Below are 18,717 nucleotides of genomic sequence, written 5' to 3'. Positions count from 1 at the left end.
GATGGGAAATCGCTGGCGACATGCCCCGGAGGATGCCTCCGAAACCGTTAATTCGGGGTTAGGAAAACCCCGACGACCCCAATATCCGGCTGAAAGGGTTGAGGATGCCGGCCCGGGGCCGGCGTCCTTGGGCTATCAATCAGCGGTCCCGAATACCCGCGCGAAGATCGTGTCGACATGCTTGTAATGGTAAGCGAGGTCGAAGCGCGACGCGATCTCGTCCTGCGACAGGGCCGCGGCGACCTCGGGGTCGGCCTGGAGCAGTTCGAGCAGCGACAGCGCGCCGTCCGACTCCCACACCTTCATCGCATTACGCTGCACCAGCCGGTACGCGTCCTCGCGGCTGACGCCCGCCTGCGTCAGCGCCAGCAGCACGCGCTGCGAATGGACGAGCCCGCCCATCTTGTGCAGGTTCTTCGCCATGCGCTCCGGATAGACGACCAGCTTGTCCATCACCCCGGTCAGCCGCGCCAGCGCGAAGTCGAGCGTGATCGTGGCGTCGGGGCCGATATAGCGCTCGACCGAAGAATGGCTGATGTCGCGCTCATGCCACAGCGCGACATTCTCCAGCGCGGGCGTGACATAGCCGCGGACCATGCGGGCGAGGCCGGTCAGGTTTTCGGTCAGCACCGGGTTGCGCTTGTGCGGCATCGCCGACGACCCCTTCTGGCCGGGGGAGAAATACTCCTCCGCCTCCAGCACTTCGGTCCGCTGCAAATGGCGGATCTCGGTCGCCAGTCGCTCGATCGAGCCCGCGATGACGCCCAATGTCGCGAAGAACATCGCGTGCCGGTCGCGCGGGATCACCTGCGTCGACACCGGCTCGACGGTAAGGCCCATCTTCTCCGCGACATAGCTTTCGACGAACGGATCGATGTTGGCGAAGGTGCCGACCGCGCCGGAGATCGCGCAGGTCGCGACGTCCGCCCGCGCCGCCACCAGCCGCGCACGATTGCGATTGAATTCGGCATAGGCCTGCACCAGCTTCAGCCCGAACGTCACCGGTTCGGCGTGGATGCCGTGGCTGCGGCCGATCGTCGGCGTCAGCTTGTGCTCGATTGCGCGGCGCTTCAGCACCAGCAGCAGCGCGTCGATATCGGCCAGCAGGATATCAGCGGCGCGCGCCAGCTGGACCGCGAGGCACGTGTCGAGCACGTCGGACGACGTCATCCCCTGATGCAGGAAGCGCGCCTCCGGCCCGGTGCGCTCCGACACATGCGTCAGGAAGGCGATGACGTCGTGCTTCGTTTCCGCCTCGATCGCGTCGATCCGTTCGACATCGAACGGGCCGGCGGCGGCATCCGCCTCCCAGATGCGGGCTGCGGCCGCTTTGGGCACGACGCCCAGTTCGGCCAGCGCGTCGGTCGCATGCGCCTCGATCTCGAACCAGATGCGGAACCGGGCTTCGGGAGTCCAGATCGCGGTCATCGGCGCGCGGGAATAGCGTGGGATCATGGCTGGCGTTCGTCCTGACAAGGCCACGAGTCATCGTGGGAATTCGCGGCAAACCCGCGGATTCGCGTGCCCTAGCATCCGTGCCGGCCGCCAGCAAACTTGCGCCTGCGGAACCGGGTTCTTAAATAACGGTTGTAGCAAACAGAGATCACAACGTCGGCATCATGGTCTATCCAAGGGTGCCGGTCGTAATTCGGAAGGAGAATATCAATGATCCGTACGATCTTCCTCGCAAGTGCGATGACTATGGCGGCTCCGGTACTGGCGCAGACGGCGACACCGCCGGCGCAGACCACGACCGCCAACCCGGCAGCGCCGACGACGTCTGCGACGACTGGAGCCGATCAGGCGACGACCGGTCAGTCTGCGCCGATGCAGACGGCGCCGGCTACGACGGCGCAGGCACAGCCGGCACCGGCGACTCCAGCCGATCCCGCCCAGCCGGCGGTGGCCGATGCGACGGGAACGCCGGGTGCCGCGCAGGGCGATCAGGTCGCGCAGGCGGTCGACACGCAATTCGCGCAGTACGACAAGAACGCCGATGGCAAGCTCGACAAGGTCGAGTTCTCGTCTTGGATGGTGGCGCTGAAGACCGCGAGCGATCCGGCGACGAAGGCCGACAGCCCGGCCACCAAGAAGTGGGTCGGAGCGGCGTTCGCGCAGGCCGACAAGAACAAGAACAGCAGCCTCGACAAGACCGAGGTGACGGGTTTCCTGGCGCAGGGCCAGTCGTAATCCTCCAGCCGCCCTACGCTTCGGCGTAGGTTAGCAGCCGACGCCGCCGGGTCCCCCTCCCGGCGGCGTTTGGCTTTTCGGCTCCGTCAGATCAGGCCCTGCGCCCGTAGCGACGCATGCCCGCTCGTGCCGATGATGACGTGGTCGTGCACGGCGATGTTCAGCCGCTTGCCAACCTCCATGATCGCGCGGGTGACGTCGATATCCGCGCGACTGGGCGACGGATCGCCGGACGGGTGATTATGGACGAGGATCAGCGACGCGGACCCCAGGTCGATCGCGCGCCGGATCACCTCTCGGACATAGACGGCGGTCTGGTCGACCGATCCCTTGCTCATGATCTCGTCGCGGATCAGGATGTTGCGAGTGTTCAGATGCAGCACGCGAAAGCGCTCGACGCCGTGATGCGCCATGTCCGCGCGCAGATAGTCGAGCAGCGCCTGCCAATTGCCGAGCACCGGCCGCGCCGCGACGTTCGCCGCCAGCAGCCGCGTCGCGGCCGCCTGCGCGATGCGGATCGCCGCGGCGCTGGTTTCGCCCATGCCGTCGATGCGCAGCAGCGCCTCGCTCTCCGCCGCGAACAGTCCGCCCAGCCCGCCGAACTCGCGCAGCAGCGCCTTTGCCAGCGGCTTGGTATCGCGTCGGGGCAGCGCCAGCGCGAGCAGATATTCGACGATCTCGTGATCGAGCAGCCCATTGGCATCGGTTAGCAACCGCCCGCGCAGGCGAGCGCGGTGGCCACTGGCGTCATGGGGTTCGGGCTCCGCCATGCGCCACTGGCTATCACCGATGAAAGCGTAAGTTCAACATGAGTCAGGAACCGGCCGCATTGCCGTTGTCCCACTCCGGTTCCTTCTCTAGGAACACCTGCTGACCGCGAACGGAGCGACGGATACGTGGAGGACGACAACGACGCCGTTCCCCCCTTACCGATCCGTCGCCGCTCCACCCGCCGCCGCGCCGCGATCGCATTGGCGCTCGTCGCCATCGCTGGCCTGATCCTGCTCTGGGTCGAGCGCCGCCCGATCGCGGGCCGCTTCGTCGATCGCGAACTCGCCGCCGCGGGCGTGCCGGCGACCTACACGATCGCCGATCTGGGTCTTGGACGGCAGCGGCTGACCGATGTCGTCATCGGCGACCCGGCCGATCCCGACCTCGTCGCCGACTGGATCGAGACGCGAACGGAAATCGGATTGTCCGGCGTTCGCCTCGACGGCGTCCGGGCGGGGCGGGTCCGTATGCGGGGACGCCTGATCGACGGTCGCCTGTCGCTCGGCGCGATCGATCGCCTGTTGCCCGCCGGTCCGAGCGGACAGCCCTTCACGCTGCCGGCGCTCGACATCGAGGTGGCGGATGCGCGCCTGCGGCTGGAAACGCCGGCCGGACTGCTGGGCCTGAAGATCGCCGGGCGCGGGAAGCTGGACGACGGGTTCCGCGGCACCGTCGCCGCCGTCGCTCCGACGCTCGCTGCCGGGGGGTGCAGCGTTGCCGGAGCCACCGCCGCCGTGCGCCTGGCGATCGACGGGGGCCGTCCGCACATCGTCGGACCGGTGCGCGCGAAAGCGGTGGACTGCCGGCAAGCCCGGATCGCCACGCCGGGTGCGAACATCGACCTGACCCTGTCTAAGGCGCTCGATCGCTGGACCGGCACCGCCCGTCTCGCGACCGGTGTCACGCGGGGGCAGGGGGTCGTCGCGCAGTCGATCGCCGGCGGCCTGCGCTTCGCGGGCGACGCGACGTTGACGCAGGGCCGACTGGACCTTGCCGCCACCGCGATGCGCCATCCCGGCGTGACCGCCCGGCGCGTCACGATCGCGGGCGATTACGGCATCGGCCGCCGTCTCGCGTTTCAGGGACGCGTCGCAGCCGACGGGGCAGTCCTGGCCGCGTCGCTGCTGCCGAATGTGAGCGGGGCGGGGGCGGGCATGCCGGTGGCTCCACTCGTCCGCGCCGTTTCCACCGCCGTTGCGCGCGCGAACCGGGACATGGCGCTGAGCATCGATCTCGCCGCCGCCACGGGCGCAATACGCATCAGTCGGGCGACGCTGTCGTCCGCCAGCGGGGCGCGGATGTCGCTCGACGGTGTCGTCTCCGTCGATGCGCGTGGCCTGACGCTCAACGGGACCGTCGCGACCCGTGGCGGTGGCCTGCCGAGCGCGCGCGTATCGCTGACGCAAGCTGGCCCCGGCGCAGCGATCCGCGGAACCGCGCGCGTCGAACGCTACGCCGCCGACGGTGCCAGCCTGGAACTGACGCCGGTCACCTTCTCCGCCACGCCCGGCGGCGCGACGCGGATCGCGACGACGGCAACGCTCGACGGGCCACTTGGCGATGGCCGGGTCGAGGGCGTGTCGCTGCCGCTCGACGCCGGCTGGAACGGTCGGACGCTGGTCGTCGGCCCCGGCTGTGCGCCACTTGCGTGGCGGGCGCTACGCATCTCGGGGCTGACCCTCGACCCGGCGCGACTGACGCTATGTCCGACCGGGCCTGCGCTCGTGACCGTCAGCGGTGGGCAGATGTCCGGCGGGGCGCGTCTCGCCGCCAGCGAACTCACCGGTCGGCTGGGTGGAACGCCGCTGCGCGTGGCGACCGGCGGCGCGGCGCTGGGTCTGGCGGATCGTGGCTTCACGCTGACGCAGGTCGCAGCCCGCTTGGGCGCGCCGGATCGCCAGACGCTGATCGAGGCCGCCACAATGTCGGGTACGATCGCAAACGGCGGCGTCGCGGGGACATTCGCCGGTGGAGGCGGAAAGATCGGTGCGGTGCCGCTGATCCTGTCCGCAGCGGACGGCCGCTGGGCGCTGACGGGGGGCGTGCTCGACCTGACGGGAGCGCTGACGGTGTCGGACGCGCAGACCGACAGCCCGCGGTTCCGGCCGATGCAGGCGCGTGGTGTCGCACTCCGGCTGGCTGGCAGCGCGATCACCGCGACCGCTATGCTGCACGAGCCGACGACCGGCACGCGGGTTGCGGACCTCCGTATCGGTCACCTCCTGTCCAGCGGTATGGGCAGTGCGGACCTGACCATGCCCGACCTGTCCTTCCGCGAGGGGTTTCAACCCGAACTGCTGACTCCGTTGACCTTCGGCGTCGTCGCGGAGGTGCGGGGCAATGTGCGTGGCGCCGGGCATATCGCCTGGAACGCCCAGCGCGTGACCAGCACCGGTCGCTTCACCACCGAGGCACTCGATCTGGCCGTCGCATTCGGACCCGTCACCGGCCTGTCGGGCACGATCGAGTTCGACGACCTGCTCGGGCTGCATACGCCGGCCGGTCAGGTCGCGCTGGTGAAGACGGTCAATCCCGGCATTCCGGTGTCCGATGGCACCGTGCGGTACCAGTTGCTCGGCGGCGTTCGGGTCGGGGTGGAGGGTGCACGCTGGCCGTTCGCGGGCGGCACATTGACGCTCGACCCGACCGTGCTGGACTTCGACGCCGCCCGCCAGCGCCGCATGACCTTTCGCGTCGACGGGGCGGGTGCGGGCATCTTCCTCCAGCAGTTCGATTTTCAGAACATCGACGCCAGCGGCACGTTCGACGGCGTCCTGCCGATGGTGTTCGACCAGAGCGGCGGACGGATCGAAAATGGCCGGCTGTCCGCGCGTCCGGGCGGTGGCAGCCTCGCCTATGTCGGCACGCTGTCGCAGCAGGAGCTGGGCACCTGGGGTAACCTGGCTTTTCAGGCATTGAAGTCGCTGAAATATCGCAGCCTGTCGCTGGTGCTGAACGGCCCGCTGACCGGCGAGATGGTCACCGACGTGCGCTTTGCCGGCATCAGCCAGGGGGCGGGGGCGAAGTCGAACTTCCTGATCCGCCGCCTCCAGAAGCTGCCCTTCGTGTTCAATATCCGCATCAAGGCGCCGTTTCGCGGCCTGCTCGATTCGGCGCAGTCCTTCTATGATCCGCGCCGGCTGATCCAGCGCAACCTGCCGGCGTTGCTGGAGGAGCAAAACAAGCGCGCCGTAACGCCTTCGCGGCCGGCGGCGACAACCCCACCCGTTCAGACCCCCGAAAGCGAGACGATGCGATGAACCGTTCGAGGTTGACGACGATGCGAAGGATCACGACTTTAAGCCTGCTGATCGCGACCGGCGCGACGGGTGGTTGCGTCAACGTGACCGCGCCCGACAAGCCGATCGAGATCAACCTCAACATCAACGTGACGCAGGAAGTGGTGTATCGCCTCGACAACGATGCGAAGTCGCTGATCCAGCAGAACCCGGGGATTTTCTAAGATGAACGCCAAGTTCGTTATTGCCGCCGGCCTGGCGCTCGGCCTCGCCACCGCCGCCTCCGCGCAGCGCGACCCCGCCTATGCCGCGGCACGGTCGGCGGGGCAGGTCGGCGAGCAGCCGGACGGGTATCTCGGGATCGTCGGCGCAGCCTCGGGCGATCTGCGCGCGCTGGTCAACAGCATCAATATCCAGCGCAAGTCCGCCTACACGCAAAAGGCGACGGCGAGCGGCGCGACCGTCGAGCAGCTCGCCTTCACCAGCGGCTGCAACCTCATCGCGCAGACGGGCGCCGGCGAGAAGTACAAGGCCCCGGACGGCGCGTGGAAAACCCGCACCGCCGCCGCCCCGGACCGCGACCCACGCTGCTTGTGACGATCCGGGTTGGCGGGCGTCAGGAAGACGGGGCCGCCGCCGCCCAACCCGGTTGACTTGCCCGCCCCCCCTTTCTAAACGGGCCGCGCCTTGGCGGGGTCGCTCGCCGTTTGCGCGTTTTCTCCCCTGTTGAGGCCATTGGTTTCGGCCAAGATGGTTTCCGGCAGGGGATGGCGCGTGGCGGAAGACGACTCCGGACAGGACTTCGGCAAGGCGGAGGATCCGCGACTGACTTCGCTCGACGAGCGACTGCGTCAGGCGCGCGATACCGAAGCGGCGCGGTCGGGGGTGAAGAAGCAGGACACGGACCGGGGCTATAGCCAGGGCAACCGCGTCATCTCCGCCCTGATCGGGAGTCTCGTCGGCAGCGCGCTGATCGGCTGGTTGATAGACCGCTGGTTCGGCACCGCGCCCTGGGGTCTGATCGTGATGCTGTTCCTCGGGATAGCGGTCGCCTTCAGGCAAATTATTCGGATAGGTGGCGAGCGCCCGGAATAAACCGGGCGCTTGTCGTATGTGGAGCGCGAACGTGGCGGCGGCAGAAGGCAGCAAGATCGATCCGATGCACCAGTTCCTGATCGAGCCGGTGGCCGGCTCGCATTGGGTGGTGGGCGGTTACGACCTGTCGTTCACCAATTCCGCATTGTGGATGGTGGTGACGCTGGCGTCGCTGGCGGCGTTCATGATCGGCGGCATGAAGCGCGAGCTGGTGCCCGGTCGCTGGCAGGCGGCGGTGGAGGGTTTCACCGGCTTCGTCTCGGCGATGCTGGTGTCGAACGTCGGCCCGGCGGGCAAGCGCTTCATCCCCTACGTCTTCTCGCTGTTCATGTTCATCCTGTTCGCGAACATCCTGGGCCTGCTGCCGTTCGGCGTGGTGCCCGGCGTGCATCCGTTCACCGTGACCAGCCACCTGACCGTCACCGGCGTGCTGGCGATCATCAGCTTCGCGATCGTGCTGATCGTCGGTTTCGGCAAGCACGGCTTCCACTTCTTCTCGTTGTTCGTGCCGCACGGCACGCCGGTCGTGATGATCCCGCTGATCTTCGTCGTCGAACTGATGAGCTTTCTGGTGCGCCCCTTCTCGCTGGGCCTGCGACTGTTCGTCGCGATGACCGCGGGGCATATCCTGCTCAAGGTGCTGGCGGCGTTCGTCATCAACGGCATCAACATGGGGCCGGGCTATGTCGCCCTGGTGTCGCTGCCCAGCTTCGCGCTGATGGTCGGCATCACGCTTCTCGAACTGTTGGTCGCGGGCATTCAGGCCTATGTCTTCGCGCTCTTGACCTCCGTGTACCTCAACGATGCGGTGAATCTGCACTGATCGCCGGCGTTGGGCTGAATTTCCGCCTTAACTTCCGACCTAATCTGACTGGAGTGAATATCATGGACGTTGATGCCGCAAAGATGATCGGCGCTGGCCTCGCGGCGATCGGCATGGGCCTCGCCTCGCTTGGCGTGGGCAATGTGTTCGCAAAGTTCCTGGAAGGCGCGCTGCGCAATCCGGGTGCCGCCGACAGCCAGCAGGGTCGCCTGTTCATCGGCTTCGCGGGCGCCGAGCTTCTCGGCCTGCTCGCGTTCGTGACGATGATCATCCTGGTGTTCGTCGCCTAACAACACCGGATGTCGCGCCGGGCGGATCGTCCGCCCGGCCGATATCGAAGGAAGCCGATGCCACAGATTTCCCAGATCGCCGCCACCTACGCGTCGCAGATCTTCTGGCTGCTGATCACCTTCGGCCTGCTCTACTTCGTGGTGGGCAAGGGGATGGTGACCAAGATCGTCGCCACGGTCGACGCCCGCGAGGCGAAGATCGAGGGCGATCTCGCTGCCGCCGAAGCCGCCCGCCGTCAGGCGGATACGGTCGAGGATGCGTGGCGGGCGCAGATGGAAGCGGCGCGTGTCGCGGCGGCGGCGGAAACCGCGGCGGCGAAGGCGCAGGCGACCCAGTCGGCCGAGGCTCAGGTCAAGGCGGCGGACGCCAGCCTGGCCGAGCGTCTGGGCCATCATGATTTCGCGATCGCCAACGCTAAGGCGGAGGCGCTCGCCAATCTGGACACCGTCGCGGCCGAAGCGGCGCAGCAACTGGTGGCCAAGCTGTCCGGTATCGACGTCAGCGTCGATCAGGCGGCGCACGCGGTTCGCGAGGTGAGGGCACATGGCTAATCCCGGTTTCAGCGCCGAGGCGGTGAACTCCACCTCTTTGACCGAGCGTCCGATCAAGGGCGAGGACGGGCTGGAGCATGGTACCGCCGGCACCGTTGCGGGCGGCGAGGAGCATGTCGCGTCGCCGACCGCGCTTGGGTTCGACTCGACCGGCTGGGTGGCGATCGCCGCGATCGTCGTGCTCATCATCATGCTGGTGAAGAAGGTGCCCGCCGCGATCGGCGGTATGCTAGACACCCGCATCGCCGCGATCCGTGCGCAGCTCGACGAAGCGTCGAAGCTGCGCGCCGAGGCCGAAGCGCTGCGCGCCGAGTATGAGGCCAAGGCTCGCGCGGCCGAAGCCGATGCGGAGACGATGCGCGCGCATGCCCATCAGGAAGCGCACCAGATCCTCGTCAAGGCGAAGGCCGATGCCGAGGCGCTTATGGAGCGTCGTGCCAAGATGGCCGAGGACAAGATCGCCGCCGCCGAGCGGTCGGCGATCGCCGAGGTGCGCGCCCGCGCCGCGGATGCCGCTGCGAAGGCTGCGGGCCTGCTGATCGCCGAGCATCACGGTGCCGATGCCGACCGCCGTATGATCGACCGCACGATTTCGGGGCTCGGCCGGCCGAACTGATCCGGACTTCCCGGTGCGGCGGAGCCCAATCGCCTGCTGCATCGTGTGCCCGGGTGAGGGCAGACGAGTTTCAGATTCAAGGCAGACCGCCTCTTTCGGGTTTCCGGCGGTCCTGCTTCTGCGTTGAGCCCGTGGGAGGAACCCCGCGCATGTATTGGCTCGTTCTCGCCGTCGCCGTCGTCACCGAAATTTGCTGGGCCTTGAGCCTGAAATGGGCGGCGACCCTCGCCACGTGGCAGGCATCGAGCGTCCCCATCGTTCTCAGCTTCGTGAATATGGGCCTGCTGGCGCTGGCGATGCGCGGCCTGCCTGCGGGCACCGCCTATGCGGTCTGGACCGGGCTCGGCGCGGTCGGCGTCATCATCGGCGGCATCTTCCTGTTCGGCGATCGCGTATCCGCGGTGCAGGCCGGCTTCATGACGCTGACCGTCATCGGCGTCGTCGGCACGAAGCTGTTCGCGCAAGCCTGATCGAGCGCAAGGGCTTCGGCCGCTTTGGGCCGTGAAACGCACGTTTCAGGTGTGGCGGTGCTGCGCCGCGGTCGCGATGTCGACTTGTCCCGCACTATTCTCGTCGCCGGAGCCGTTTGCGCTAGGCCAGTTCAAGCACAGGTGGGACTCAGGCTCCCCGCGGTATCGCTCCGCACAGGCCGCGATCAGCTTGGGCGAACGGGAGAGGAAAATCTATGCCGTGTCGCTATGCAGCAATATCTCGACCGCTGACAGTGAACACAAGTTATGATCGAACAGACGGTCATGCTTGATCCTGTTTATGGACTTGGCCCTGCGTAACCGATCGGGTTCATGGTAGAACCTGTTCGACTCGACTTCGAGTTGAGTCGATAACAGGGGAAGATCAATGAAAACGATGCATAAGATGCTGTTTGGCGCTGCACTGTTGAGTGCCGCTCCGGCTTTTGCAACGGACTTTTCGTATACCGGAACGTTCCGGCAGGATGACAATGTCGCCTTTTTCGACTTCGTCGCGACCGGGGCTTCGACCGTCACGTTGCGCAGCTTTTCCTATGCCGGCGGAGTCAATTCGGCCGGTGCGACGATCGCCGCCGGCGGGTTCGATCCGATCCTGACGCTGTACGATCTGGCGACGGGTAACCGCATCTCGTTTCAGGATGACGGTAGCGGCGTGCCCGTCGACCCCGTGACCGGCGTCGCCTTCGACGTGAACTTCTCGTCGACACTTGCGGCGGGCACCTATCGCGTCGCACTCAGTCAGTACAACAACTTCGGTGGAGCGACTCTGAGCGACGCATTCGGCCGTGCGGGGAGCGGCAACTTCACTCAAGCCTATTGCGATATGGGGATCACCGCACCGTTCTGCGATTTTACCGGTGCGAAACGCACAAGCGCCTGGGCGTTCGACATCCTCGGCGTCGACACGGCGACCGGTCCCGGTGGTACGGTGCCGGAGCCTGCCACATGGGCGATGATGATCCTGGGCATGGGTGCGGTCGGCGGCGCGTTGCGTCGTCGCTCGGTCAAGGTCGCTTTCGCGCATTGATCGAGACGGAGGCAGGGCCGGAGGGGATTCCATCCGGCCCTGCGCCTACCTAGATAAGGGGCGATGTCGACGCCCACGCCAGACCGGTTCAACGAAGAAAACGCCACCTACGCGATCCGCGGCTCCGACACGCCCGATCTCGACGCGGGCGTCGCGGCGATCCGCAACGTGCTGAAGACGCTGCCGCAGCGGTCCGGCGTCTATCGAATGCAGGATGCGCGCGGCGACGTGCTGTACGTCGGCAAGGCGCGGTCACTGAAACAGCGTGTCTCGAACTACACGCAGGTCAAGGCGCTGCCCAAGCGGCTCCAGCGGATGGTGTCGCAGACCCGGTCGATGACGATCGTCACGACCAATAACGAGGCGGAGGCGCTGCTGCTCGAGGCGCAGCTGATCAAACGCTATCGCCCCGCCTACAACGTCCTGTTGCGCGACGACAAAAGCTTCCCATTCATCCTGCTGCGCGCCGATACCGATTTTCCGCGCGTCCAGAAGCATCGCGGTGCGCGGCGGGCGGTCGGCAACTATTATGGACCGTTCGCCAGCGCCGGCAGCGTCAACAACACGCTCAACGCCTTGCAGAAACTGTTCCTGCTGCGGTCGTGCACGGACGGGTTCTTCAAGACGCGCGACCGGCCGTGCCTGCTCTATCAGATCAAGCGCTGCTCCGCGCCGTGCGTCGGTCGCATCGACAAGGCGGGCTATGCCGAACTGGTCGGCGACGCGAAGGACTTCCTCGCGGGCAAGTCGACGCAGGTGCAGGCGAAGCTTGGCGCGCAAATGCAGACCGCGGCCGAGAATATGGACTTCGAACTGGCCGCGTTGCTGCGCGACCGGTTGAAGGCGCTGACCTTCGTGCAGGGAACGCAAGCGATCAACGCGGAGGGTGTCGGCGATGCCGACGTGTTCGCGCTGGCGTGCAAGGATGGGCTGACGGGTATCCAGGCGTTCTTCATCCGCGGCGGCCAGAATTGGGGACACCGCAGCTTCTTTCCCGCGCACACGGCGGAGGTGCCGGAGGAGGAGGTGCTGGTCAGCTTCCTGACGCAATTCTACGAGGATGTGCCGCCCGCGCGGCAAATCCTGCTCGACCGGGAACTGGGCGAGGGCGAGTTGCTGGCGCAGGCTTTGGGCGACGCCGCTGGGTACAAGGTCGTGCTGTCGGTGCCGCAGCGGGGCGATCGCCGCCGCCTGATGGAACAGGCGAAGCGCAACGCGATCGAGGCGCTGGAGCGGCGTCTGGCCGAATCCACGACTCAGGCGAAGCTGCTGCGCGAGGTCGCCGAACTGTTCGACCTGCCGGAGCCGCCCGACCGGATCGAGGTCTACGACAACAGCCACATCCAGGGCACCAACGCGCTGGGTGCGATGGTGGTCGCCGGGCCGGAGGGGTTCCGCAAGGGCCAGTATCGCAAGTTCAACATCAAGGGGAACGAGGCGCGGACCGACGACGATTTCGGCATGATGCGGGAGGTGTTCCGCCGCCGCTTCGCCCGCCAGCTGGAGGAGGCGCCCGACCGGGATGACTCGACATGGCCGGACCTCGTCCTGATCGACGGCGGCAAGGGTCAGTTGAACGCGGCGAAGGCGGTGCTGGAGGATCTGGGGATCGAGGATGTGTGCCTCGTCGGCGTCGCCAAGGGGCCGCATCACGGCCGCGACGGGCGCGAGGTCTTCCACATGATGGATGGGCGCGAGTTCCAGTTGCCGGTCAACGCCCCCGTGCTGTTCTATCTCCAGCGGCTGCGCGACGAGGTCCACCGCTTTGCGATCGGGGCGCACCGGGAAAAGCGGGCGAAGGCGATCGGTGCGTCGCCGCTGGACGAGGTGCCCGGCATCGGCCCGGCGCGCAAGAAGGCGCTGCTGATGCATTTCGGCACCGGCCGCGCGGTGCGCAACGCCAGCCTCGACGACCTGAAACGCGCGCCGGGCGTGTCGGCGGCGGTCGCGCAGCAGGTGTATGATTTCTATCACGCGCGCTGAGCGAGCTGATCGCCAGACGGGCATCTGCACCGGAACAGCACAGCATCAGCGATTGCGGTGTGCCCCCGACCGGCTAAGCTGGGATCAGGGATTTGGGGGCAGACATGGTTCGGTACGGGTTGCTGGTGGGGGCGTGCATGGTCGCGGCCCCCGCATTCGCGAGTGAGACGCCGCTGTATCAGGCCGCGCCGGGCTGGATAAAGGCCGCTGCGCCGATCGACGCGGCGAAGCTGGATGCGGCATCGCCCGTCATCGTCCTGTTCGACAACCAGCAGCGGCTGGAGGGCGGGCAGGTCTGGTCCTATGTCGACACCGCCACGCGCATCGCCTCGCCGGAAATGCTGACGCAGGCGGGTACGCTGACCGCGTCGTGGCAACCCGATCAGGGCGACCTGATCGTCCACCGCGTTCAGATCCTGCGCGGCGGCGAGACGATCGACGTGCTGGCGGGCGGCAAGCGCTTCACCGTGCTGCGGCGCGAAGAGCGGCTGGAGCGGCTGGAGATGAACGGCGTCCTGACCGCGACGCTGGCGGTCGAGGGGTTGCGGCTGGGCGACGTGCTGCGCCTGACGATCTCGACGACGAACAAGGACGCGGCGCTCGGCGGCAAGGTCCAGACGATCGCGCAACTTCCCGTCGCGCCGGTCCGCGCGGGCCTTGCCCGCATCCGCCTGACCTGGCCTGAGAAGGATGCGGTTCAGTGGAAGACTTATGCGGAAGGAGCGAAGCCGCTGGTCACCACCGCGGACGGATACCGCGAGGTGACCTTCGACGGCATCCTGCCGAAGCAGCCCGAACTGCCGAACGATGCGCCGGTCCGTTTCGTCCGTCCGCCGATCGTGGAGGCGACGACCTTTGCGAGTTGGTCGGCCGTGTCGCAGACGATGGCGCCGCTCTATGCCACCGCCGGCCTGATCCCGGCGGGCAGCCCGCTGGCCACCGAAGTGGCGAGGATCGCCGCGGCGACGCCCGACCCGCTGAAGCGGGCGGCGCTCGCGCTGGAGCTGGTGCAGGGCAAGATCCGCTATCTGTTCAACGGCATGGCGGGCGGTAACTACACGCCGCAGAAGCCCGCCGACACGTGGTCGCTGCGCTATGGCGACTGCAAGGCGAAGACGCTGCTGCTGCTCGCCATCCTGCACGAACTGAAGATCGATGCGGAGCCGGCGACCGCGCCGGCGCAGGCGGGCGATGTGTTCGACACGCGCCTGCCGTCCGCGGCGGCGTTCGACCATATCATCGTCAAGGCGAACGTCGCCGGCGAGACGCTGTGGCTGGACGGTACGATGAACGGTGTGACGCTGGCCGACATTCGCGACGTGCCGACATTCCGCCATGTCCTGCCGATCCGCGCGGCGGGGTCCGACCTCGTCGCCGTGCCCTTCCACCCCGATGCCCGGCCGGAGGTCGAGGCGGCGGTCGAATACGATCAGCGGGCGGGCGTGTCGCTGCCGACGCTGGTGACCGTGACGATGAAGGTGCGCGGGCAGAGCGGGTCGATGATGAACCTCGTCGCTCAGCAGGCGACGCCGGATCAGAAGCGCGACATGGTGCAGAAGGTGGTCGGCAATATCGTGTCGAATGCGCGGCTGACCGACCAGTCGCTCGCCTATGATCTCGTCACCGGCGTCGCCACCGTGACTGGGCGGGGCATCGTGTCCAGCCCGTGGGGGAAGGAGCGGGGCCGCTGGCGCACGGCGCTGGATGGCACGATGTCCGACATCAACTTCACGCCGGATCGCGGCCGGGCGGCGTGGCGCGCGATCCCGGTCGCGGTCGGCCCGGCGAAGCGGATGGCGATGCACACGCGCCTGTTGCTGCCGCAGGGGGGCAAGGGCTTCGTGCTGGAGGGTGACCAGAGTCTCGACGAGGTGATCGCCGGCCGCCGCATCGTTCGAAAGAGCGCGCTGGCGGGCGATGTCGTCACGATCGACGACGAACTCGCCACCGTCGCGCCGGAGATCGCACCCGCCGACATCCCCGCCACCCGTGCCAGGGTCGCTCTGGCCAAGACGCGGACGTTGCAGGCGGCGGCGCCGGTCGATCTGCCGTCGCGCTTCCAGGTCGTGGCGGAGGCGCGGCGATCGGGCGCGCTGAAGCCGATCCTCGCCGCCTATGCGAAGTCGATCGCCAACGATCCGGAGGATGTCGCGGTCTACATCAACCGCGCCAGCTTCCTCGCGAACACCTACGATCGGCCCGCCGCGATCGTCGACCTGACCAAGGCGCTGTCGATCGAACCGACGATCGACACCTATCTGTGGCGCGCCGGGCTCTATGAGCAGGGTGGTGAGAAGGCGAAGCAGCAGGCCGATCTCGACGAGGCGCTGAAGCTGGATCCGTCGTCGTTCGCGGCGATCAACACGATGGCGCGCTATCGCCTCGACGCGGGCGACAAGGATGCCGCGATCGCGATGATCCAGGAACGGATCGATGCCGGCGGCAAGGAAGCGGGCGACTATATGGCGGCGAAGGCCGACCTGCTCGCCCGCGCGGGCGATGGCGACGGCGCGCTGGTCGCGATCGACGAGGCGGTGAAGGACAATCCGGGCAGCGCACAGCTGCTGAATTCGCGCTGCTGGATCAAGGGCACGCTGAACGTGCAGCTCGATACCGCGCTGAAGGATTGCACGCGCTCGATCGAACTCAGCGAGAGCCGGGTGTCCGCCCTCGATAGCCGGGCGATGGTCTATTACCGGATGAACCGTTTCGACGACGCGCTGGCGGACCTGACCGCGGCGCTGGACGATGCGCCGGAACTCGCCGCCAGCCTGTACATGCGCGGCATCATTCGCGGGAAGCAGGGCGCCGCTCCGGAGTCGAAGGCCGATCTGGCCTCCGCCCGCCTGATCTCGCCATTGATCGACCGGGATTATTCGCGCTTCGGGATCAAGCCTTAGCGTCAATGGGGGCGGTCGGCCCGGTGATCCGCCACCGCCTTTGCGCTTTCTTCACCAACCGCCCGTACGCATACGGTCATGACGACCCCCGTCTTCCTCACCGTCGACACCGAGTTCGCCTGGCGTCACCACAGCGCCGGCCACGATGTCGACGGCATCTACAGCCGATCGCTGGAGCCCGCCGGCGTCGGGCTCTCGTACCAGCTCGACAGGCTGGCGGAGCACGGGCTGAAGGCCTGTTTCTTCGTCGATCCGATGCCGGCGATGACGTTCGGCCTCGCCCCCGTCCGCCGGATGGTCGACACGATCCTGGAGGCCGGGCAGGAGGTGCAGCTTCACCTTCACCCCAACTGGACGGCGGCGCGCGCGGGCGACCGGGGTGCCGCCCATGCCCGCTTCGCGCTGCATGAATATGGCTATGCGGAGCAGCGCCATTTGATTGCCGGCGCGACCGACCTGCTGATGGCGGCGGGAGCGCCCGCGCCGACCGCGTTTCGCGCGGGCTCCTACGCCGCCAACGACGACACGCTCGCGGCCTTGGCGGATTTGGGCTTCGTCTACGACAGCAGCCACAATGGCGCGGAGCCGGACAGCCTGATTTCGCTGCCACGCCGCCATATCGCCCCGGTCGCGCGCGAGGTCATCGAGGTGCCGGTGACGGTGATCGAGGACGCACCGGGCAGCCTGCGCACGTTCCAGCTCTGCGCGCTGTCGTCCGGCGAAACCTATGATGCGCTGGAGCATGCCGCCGTCGCGGGCCACGCCGCGGTGACGATCGTCAGCCACGGTTTCGAACTCGCCAATCGCGCCGGCACCCGCGCCAACGGCGTCCACGTCCGCCGGTTCGAGGCGCTGTGTGCGATGCTCGCCGACCTGCGCGACGTGCTTCCAACCCAGCATTTCGCCGACGACATACCGCTGAAGCTCGACCGCGACGACCGTCCGCTCGCCCCCGATGCGCTGCGGACCCGTTGGCGGCAGGCGGAGCAATTGTGGTCGAACCTGGTGGAGGAGCGCGCCGCGTGAGCGCGTTATGAGCCAGGCTGGTGCGCTCCGGCTTCAGGTCGGAGCCCGCACGCTTGCGACGATCCCGCGCCGGCTGGTGCGTGTCGGCCTGTCGCTCGACGCGGCGCTGGCCGGCCAGATGCCGGTATTGCCGCCGCTGGGTGACGCGCACGGCTATCGCATCACCTCGTTGCCCGACACGGTTGCCGGGTGCGGCCTGCTCCCGGACCGGCTGTTCCGCCACGTCCAGCAGCGGTACGTCCGGCGCTGGACCGACCTGACGATCGGGCACGACGCGTGGCTGGCCGGCCTGTCGGCCAATGCGCGGTCGGGGTTGAAGCGCAAGGGCAGGAAGCTGGCAGGCGAAGGCCGGCTCGACATGCGTCGCTATCGCGACCGGGACGGCATCGCGGTGTTCCACGCGCTTGCCCGGCCGCTGTCGGCGACGACCTATCAGGAAAAGCTGCTCGACGCTGGTCTGCCGGAGGACCCAGCCGCGCTGCTCGCCGCCGCCGATCGTGATGGGGCGCGCGCGTGGCTGATGCTGCTGGACGATCGGCCGATCGCCTATCTTTGCTGCACGGCGGAGGGGACGGCGCTGCGCTACGATCATGTCGGGCATGATCCGGGCTGGGGCGGGTGGTCGCCCGGCACGATCCTGCATGCCCAGGCGATGGCCGACCTGTTCGAGGAAGCGCGGTTCGCGCGGTTCGATTTTACCGAGGGCGATGGTCAGCATAAGCGGCTGTTCTCCACTGGTGGTGTGGACTGCGCCGACCTGCTGCTGCTGCGGCCGAGTGTCGCGAACCGGGGAGCGCTGGGGGTACTGTCCGGATTCGATTTCGGGGTCGGGCTGGCGAAGCGGCTGACGGCGGTGCCGGCGTTGAAGCGGCTGGCGGATCGCGTGCGGCGCTAAATCCTTCGCCTGAACGGGGAGGATTAGCTTCAGCCTGTTCCCGCAACCCGCTACACCGGCGGGCATGCACCTGCTGACCGACGCCATCGTCCTCGCGACGCGCGCGCATGGCGAGCATGGGCTCGTCGCGCGGGCGTTGACGCGCGACGACGGGGTCCAGCCCGGTTACGTCCGCGGGGGTCGGTCGCGGCGGCTGCGGCCGGTGCTGCAACCGGGCAACACCATCCGTGGCGAGTGGCGGGCGCGGACCGCGGAGCAATTGCCCGCGCTGACCGTCGAGCCGTTGCACAGCCGCTCCGTCCTGCATGCCGAGCCGCTGCCCGCCGCCGGCATCGCCTGGGTCACCGCGCTGACCGCGACCGCGCTGCCGGAGGCGCAGCCCTATCCGCGGCTGCACGACGGCCTCGACGCCGTGTTGTCGGCGATCGAGGCGGCTCCGGCTGCGCGGGGGTGGGCGGGAACGTTGGTGCGGTACGAGCTGCTGCTGCTCGCCGAACTCGGCTTCGGGCTCGACCTGTCGGGCTGCGTCGTCACCGGCACGACGGGCGATCTCGCCTTCGTCAGCCCCAAGAGCGGCGGCGCGGTCAGTCGCGTCGGCGCAGCGGGGTATGAGCGTCAACTATTCCCGCTGCCCGCATTCCTGATCGACGGCGGTCAACCGGATGGCGGCGATCTCCTTGCCGGACTGGCGATCACCGGGCATTTCCTGACCCGCGATATCCTGACGGATCGGCGCGCGGAGCCGCTGGCGGCGCGCGAGCGGCTGGTCGATCGGCTGAAGAGGGCGGTTGCGTGACCGCGCCGGTGTCGCCAAGGGCG

General features: G+C 67.8%; 18 protein-coding genes. 16 read left to right on the top strand and 2 right to left on the bottom strand.

Annotation, left to right across the window (positions count from 1 at the left end; translation table 11 throughout):
- Positions 1-135: 135 nt before the first annotated feature.
- A complete protein-coding gene (gene purB / locus AC0CH8_RS12795) occupies positions 136-1,455 on the bottom strand; it encodes an adenylosuccinate lyase (RefSeq protein ID WP_465240227.1) in 1,320 nt (439 codons plus the stop codon).
- 210 nt (positions 1,456-1,665) lie between these two features.
- On the opposite strand from purB, the gene AC0CH8_RS12790 reads away from it, so the two are divergent.
- The gene (locus AC0CH8_RS12790; RefSeq protein WP_465240226.1) at positions 1,666-2,190 is read left to right on the top strand and encodes an EF-hand domain-containing protein; all 525 of its coding nucleotides are present in this window, start codon (positions 1,666-1,668) and stop codon (positions 2,188-2,190) included.
- Positions 2,191-2,276: 86 nt separating this feature from the next.
- On the opposite strand, the gene radC is transcribed toward AC0CH8_RS12790, so the two are convergent.
- The gene (gene radC / locus AC0CH8_RS12785) at positions 2,277-2,960 is read right to left on the bottom strand and encodes a RadC family protein (protein WP_465240225.1); all 684 of its coding nucleotides are present in this window, start codon (positions 2,958-2,960) and stop codon (positions 2,277-2,279) included.
- A gap of 126 nt (positions 2,961-3,086) precedes the next feature.
- Between radC and AC0CH8_RS12780 the strand changes: the two genes are divergently transcribed.
- From AC0CH8_RS12780 to recO, 15 genes are all read left to right on the top strand, one after another.
- A complete protein-coding gene (locus AC0CH8_RS12780) occupies positions 3,087-6,221 on the top strand; it encodes an intermembrane phospholipid transport YdbH family protein (protein ID WP_465240224.1) in 3,135 nt (1,044 codons plus the stop codon).
- A 20-nt stretch (positions 6,222-6,241) separates the two neighbouring features.
- Positions 6,242-6,424 carry a YnbE family lipoprotein gene (locus tag AC0CH8_RS12775; protein WP_465240223.1) on the top strand — a complete coding sequence of 61 codons (183 nt, stop codon included), beginning with the start codon at positions 6,242-6,244 and terminating at the stop codon, positions 6,422-6,424.
- A gap of 1 nt (position 6,425) precedes the next feature.
- Entirely contained in the window at positions 6,426-6,797 is a 372-nt protein-coding gene (locus AC0CH8_RS12770) for a YdbL family probable chaperone protein (RefSeq protein ID WP_465240222.1), read from the top strand.
- 177 nt (positions 6,798-6,974) lie between these two features.
- Positions 6,975-7,295, top strand: coding sequence for an AtpZ/AtpI family protein (locus tag AC0CH8_RS12765; RefSeq protein WP_465240221.1), 321 nt, complete (start codon positions 6,975-6,977; stop codon positions 7,293-7,295).
- A 31-nt stretch (positions 7,296-7,326) separates the two neighbouring features.
- On the top strand, positions 7,327-8,118 hold the full coding sequence (locus AC0CH8_RS12760) for a F0F1 ATP synthase subunit A (RefSeq protein WP_204196840.1): 792 nt from the start codon (positions 7,327-7,329) through the stop codon (positions 8,116-8,118).
- A 62-nt stretch (positions 8,119-8,180) separates the two neighbouring features.
- The gene (locus tag AC0CH8_RS12755; protein WP_055848881.1) at positions 8,181-8,408 is read left to right on the top strand and encodes a F0F1 ATP synthase subunit C; all 228 of its coding nucleotides are present in this window, start codon (positions 8,181-8,183) and stop codon (positions 8,406-8,408) included.
- A gap of 57 nt (positions 8,409-8,465) precedes the next feature.
- On the top strand, positions 8,466-8,960 hold the full coding sequence (locus AC0CH8_RS12750) for a F0F1 ATP synthase subunit B family protein (RefSeq protein WP_055848566.1): 495 nt from the start codon (positions 8,466-8,468) through the stop codon (positions 8,958-8,960).
- Complete coding sequence (locus AC0CH8_RS12745) at positions 8,953-9,576, top strand: F0F1 ATP synthase subunit B family protein (protein WP_465240220.1); 624 nt, start codon at positions 8,953-8,955, stop codon at positions 9,574-9,576. Before AC0CH8_RS12750 ends, AC0CH8_RS12745 begins: the two co-directional genes overlap by 8 nt.
- Before the next feature lie 149 nt (positions 9,577-9,725).
- Entirely contained in the window at positions 9,726-10,046 is a 321-nt protein-coding gene (locus AC0CH8_RS12740; protein ID WP_465240219.1) for a DMT family transporter, read from the top strand.
- A gap of 388 nt (positions 10,047-10,434) precedes the next feature.
- Positions 10,435-11,094, top strand: a complete 660-nt coding sequence (locus tag AC0CH8_RS12735) for a DVUA0089 family protein (protein ID WP_465240218.1) — start codon at positions 10,435-10,437, stop codon at positions 11,092-11,094.
- Between the two features lie 63 nt (positions 11,095-11,157).
- Positions 11,158-13,077, top strand: a complete 1,920-nt coding sequence (gene uvrC, locus AC0CH8_RS12730) for an excinuclease ABC subunit UvrC (RefSeq protein WP_465240217.1) — start codon at positions 11,158-11,160, stop codon at positions 13,075-13,077.
- A gap of 104 nt (positions 13,078-13,181) precedes the next feature.
- Positions 13,182-15,977 carry a DUF3857 domain-containing protein gene (locus tag AC0CH8_RS12725; RefSeq protein ID WP_465240216.1) on the top strand — a complete coding sequence of 932 codons (2,796 nt, stop codon included), beginning with the start codon at positions 13,182-13,184 and terminating at the stop codon, positions 15,975-15,977.
- Between the two features lie 78 nt (positions 15,978-16,055).
- Positions 16,056-17,003, top strand: a complete 948-nt coding sequence (locus tag AC0CH8_RS12720) for a polysaccharide deacetylase family protein (RefSeq protein ID WP_465240215.1) — start codon at positions 16,056-16,058, stop codon at positions 17,001-17,003.
- A 7-nt stretch (positions 17,004-17,010) separates the two neighbouring features.
- On the top strand, positions 17,011-17,898 hold the full coding sequence (locus tag AC0CH8_RS12715) for a GNAT family N-acetyltransferase (RefSeq protein ID WP_465240214.1): 888 nt from the start codon (positions 17,011-17,013) through the stop codon (positions 17,896-17,898).
- Between the two features lie 64 nt (positions 17,899-17,962).
- Positions 17,963-18,694, top strand: coding sequence for a DNA repair protein RecO (recO, locus tag AC0CH8_RS12710; RefSeq protein WP_465240213.1), 732 nt, complete (start codon positions 17,963-17,965; stop codon positions 18,692-18,694).
- Positions 18,695-18,717 lie beyond the last annotated feature (23 nt).

The sequence above is a fragment of the Sphingomonas sp. AC435 genome (genome assembly GCF_979253005.1).
This window is presented reverse-complemented; position numbering and strand designations above follow the sequence as displayed.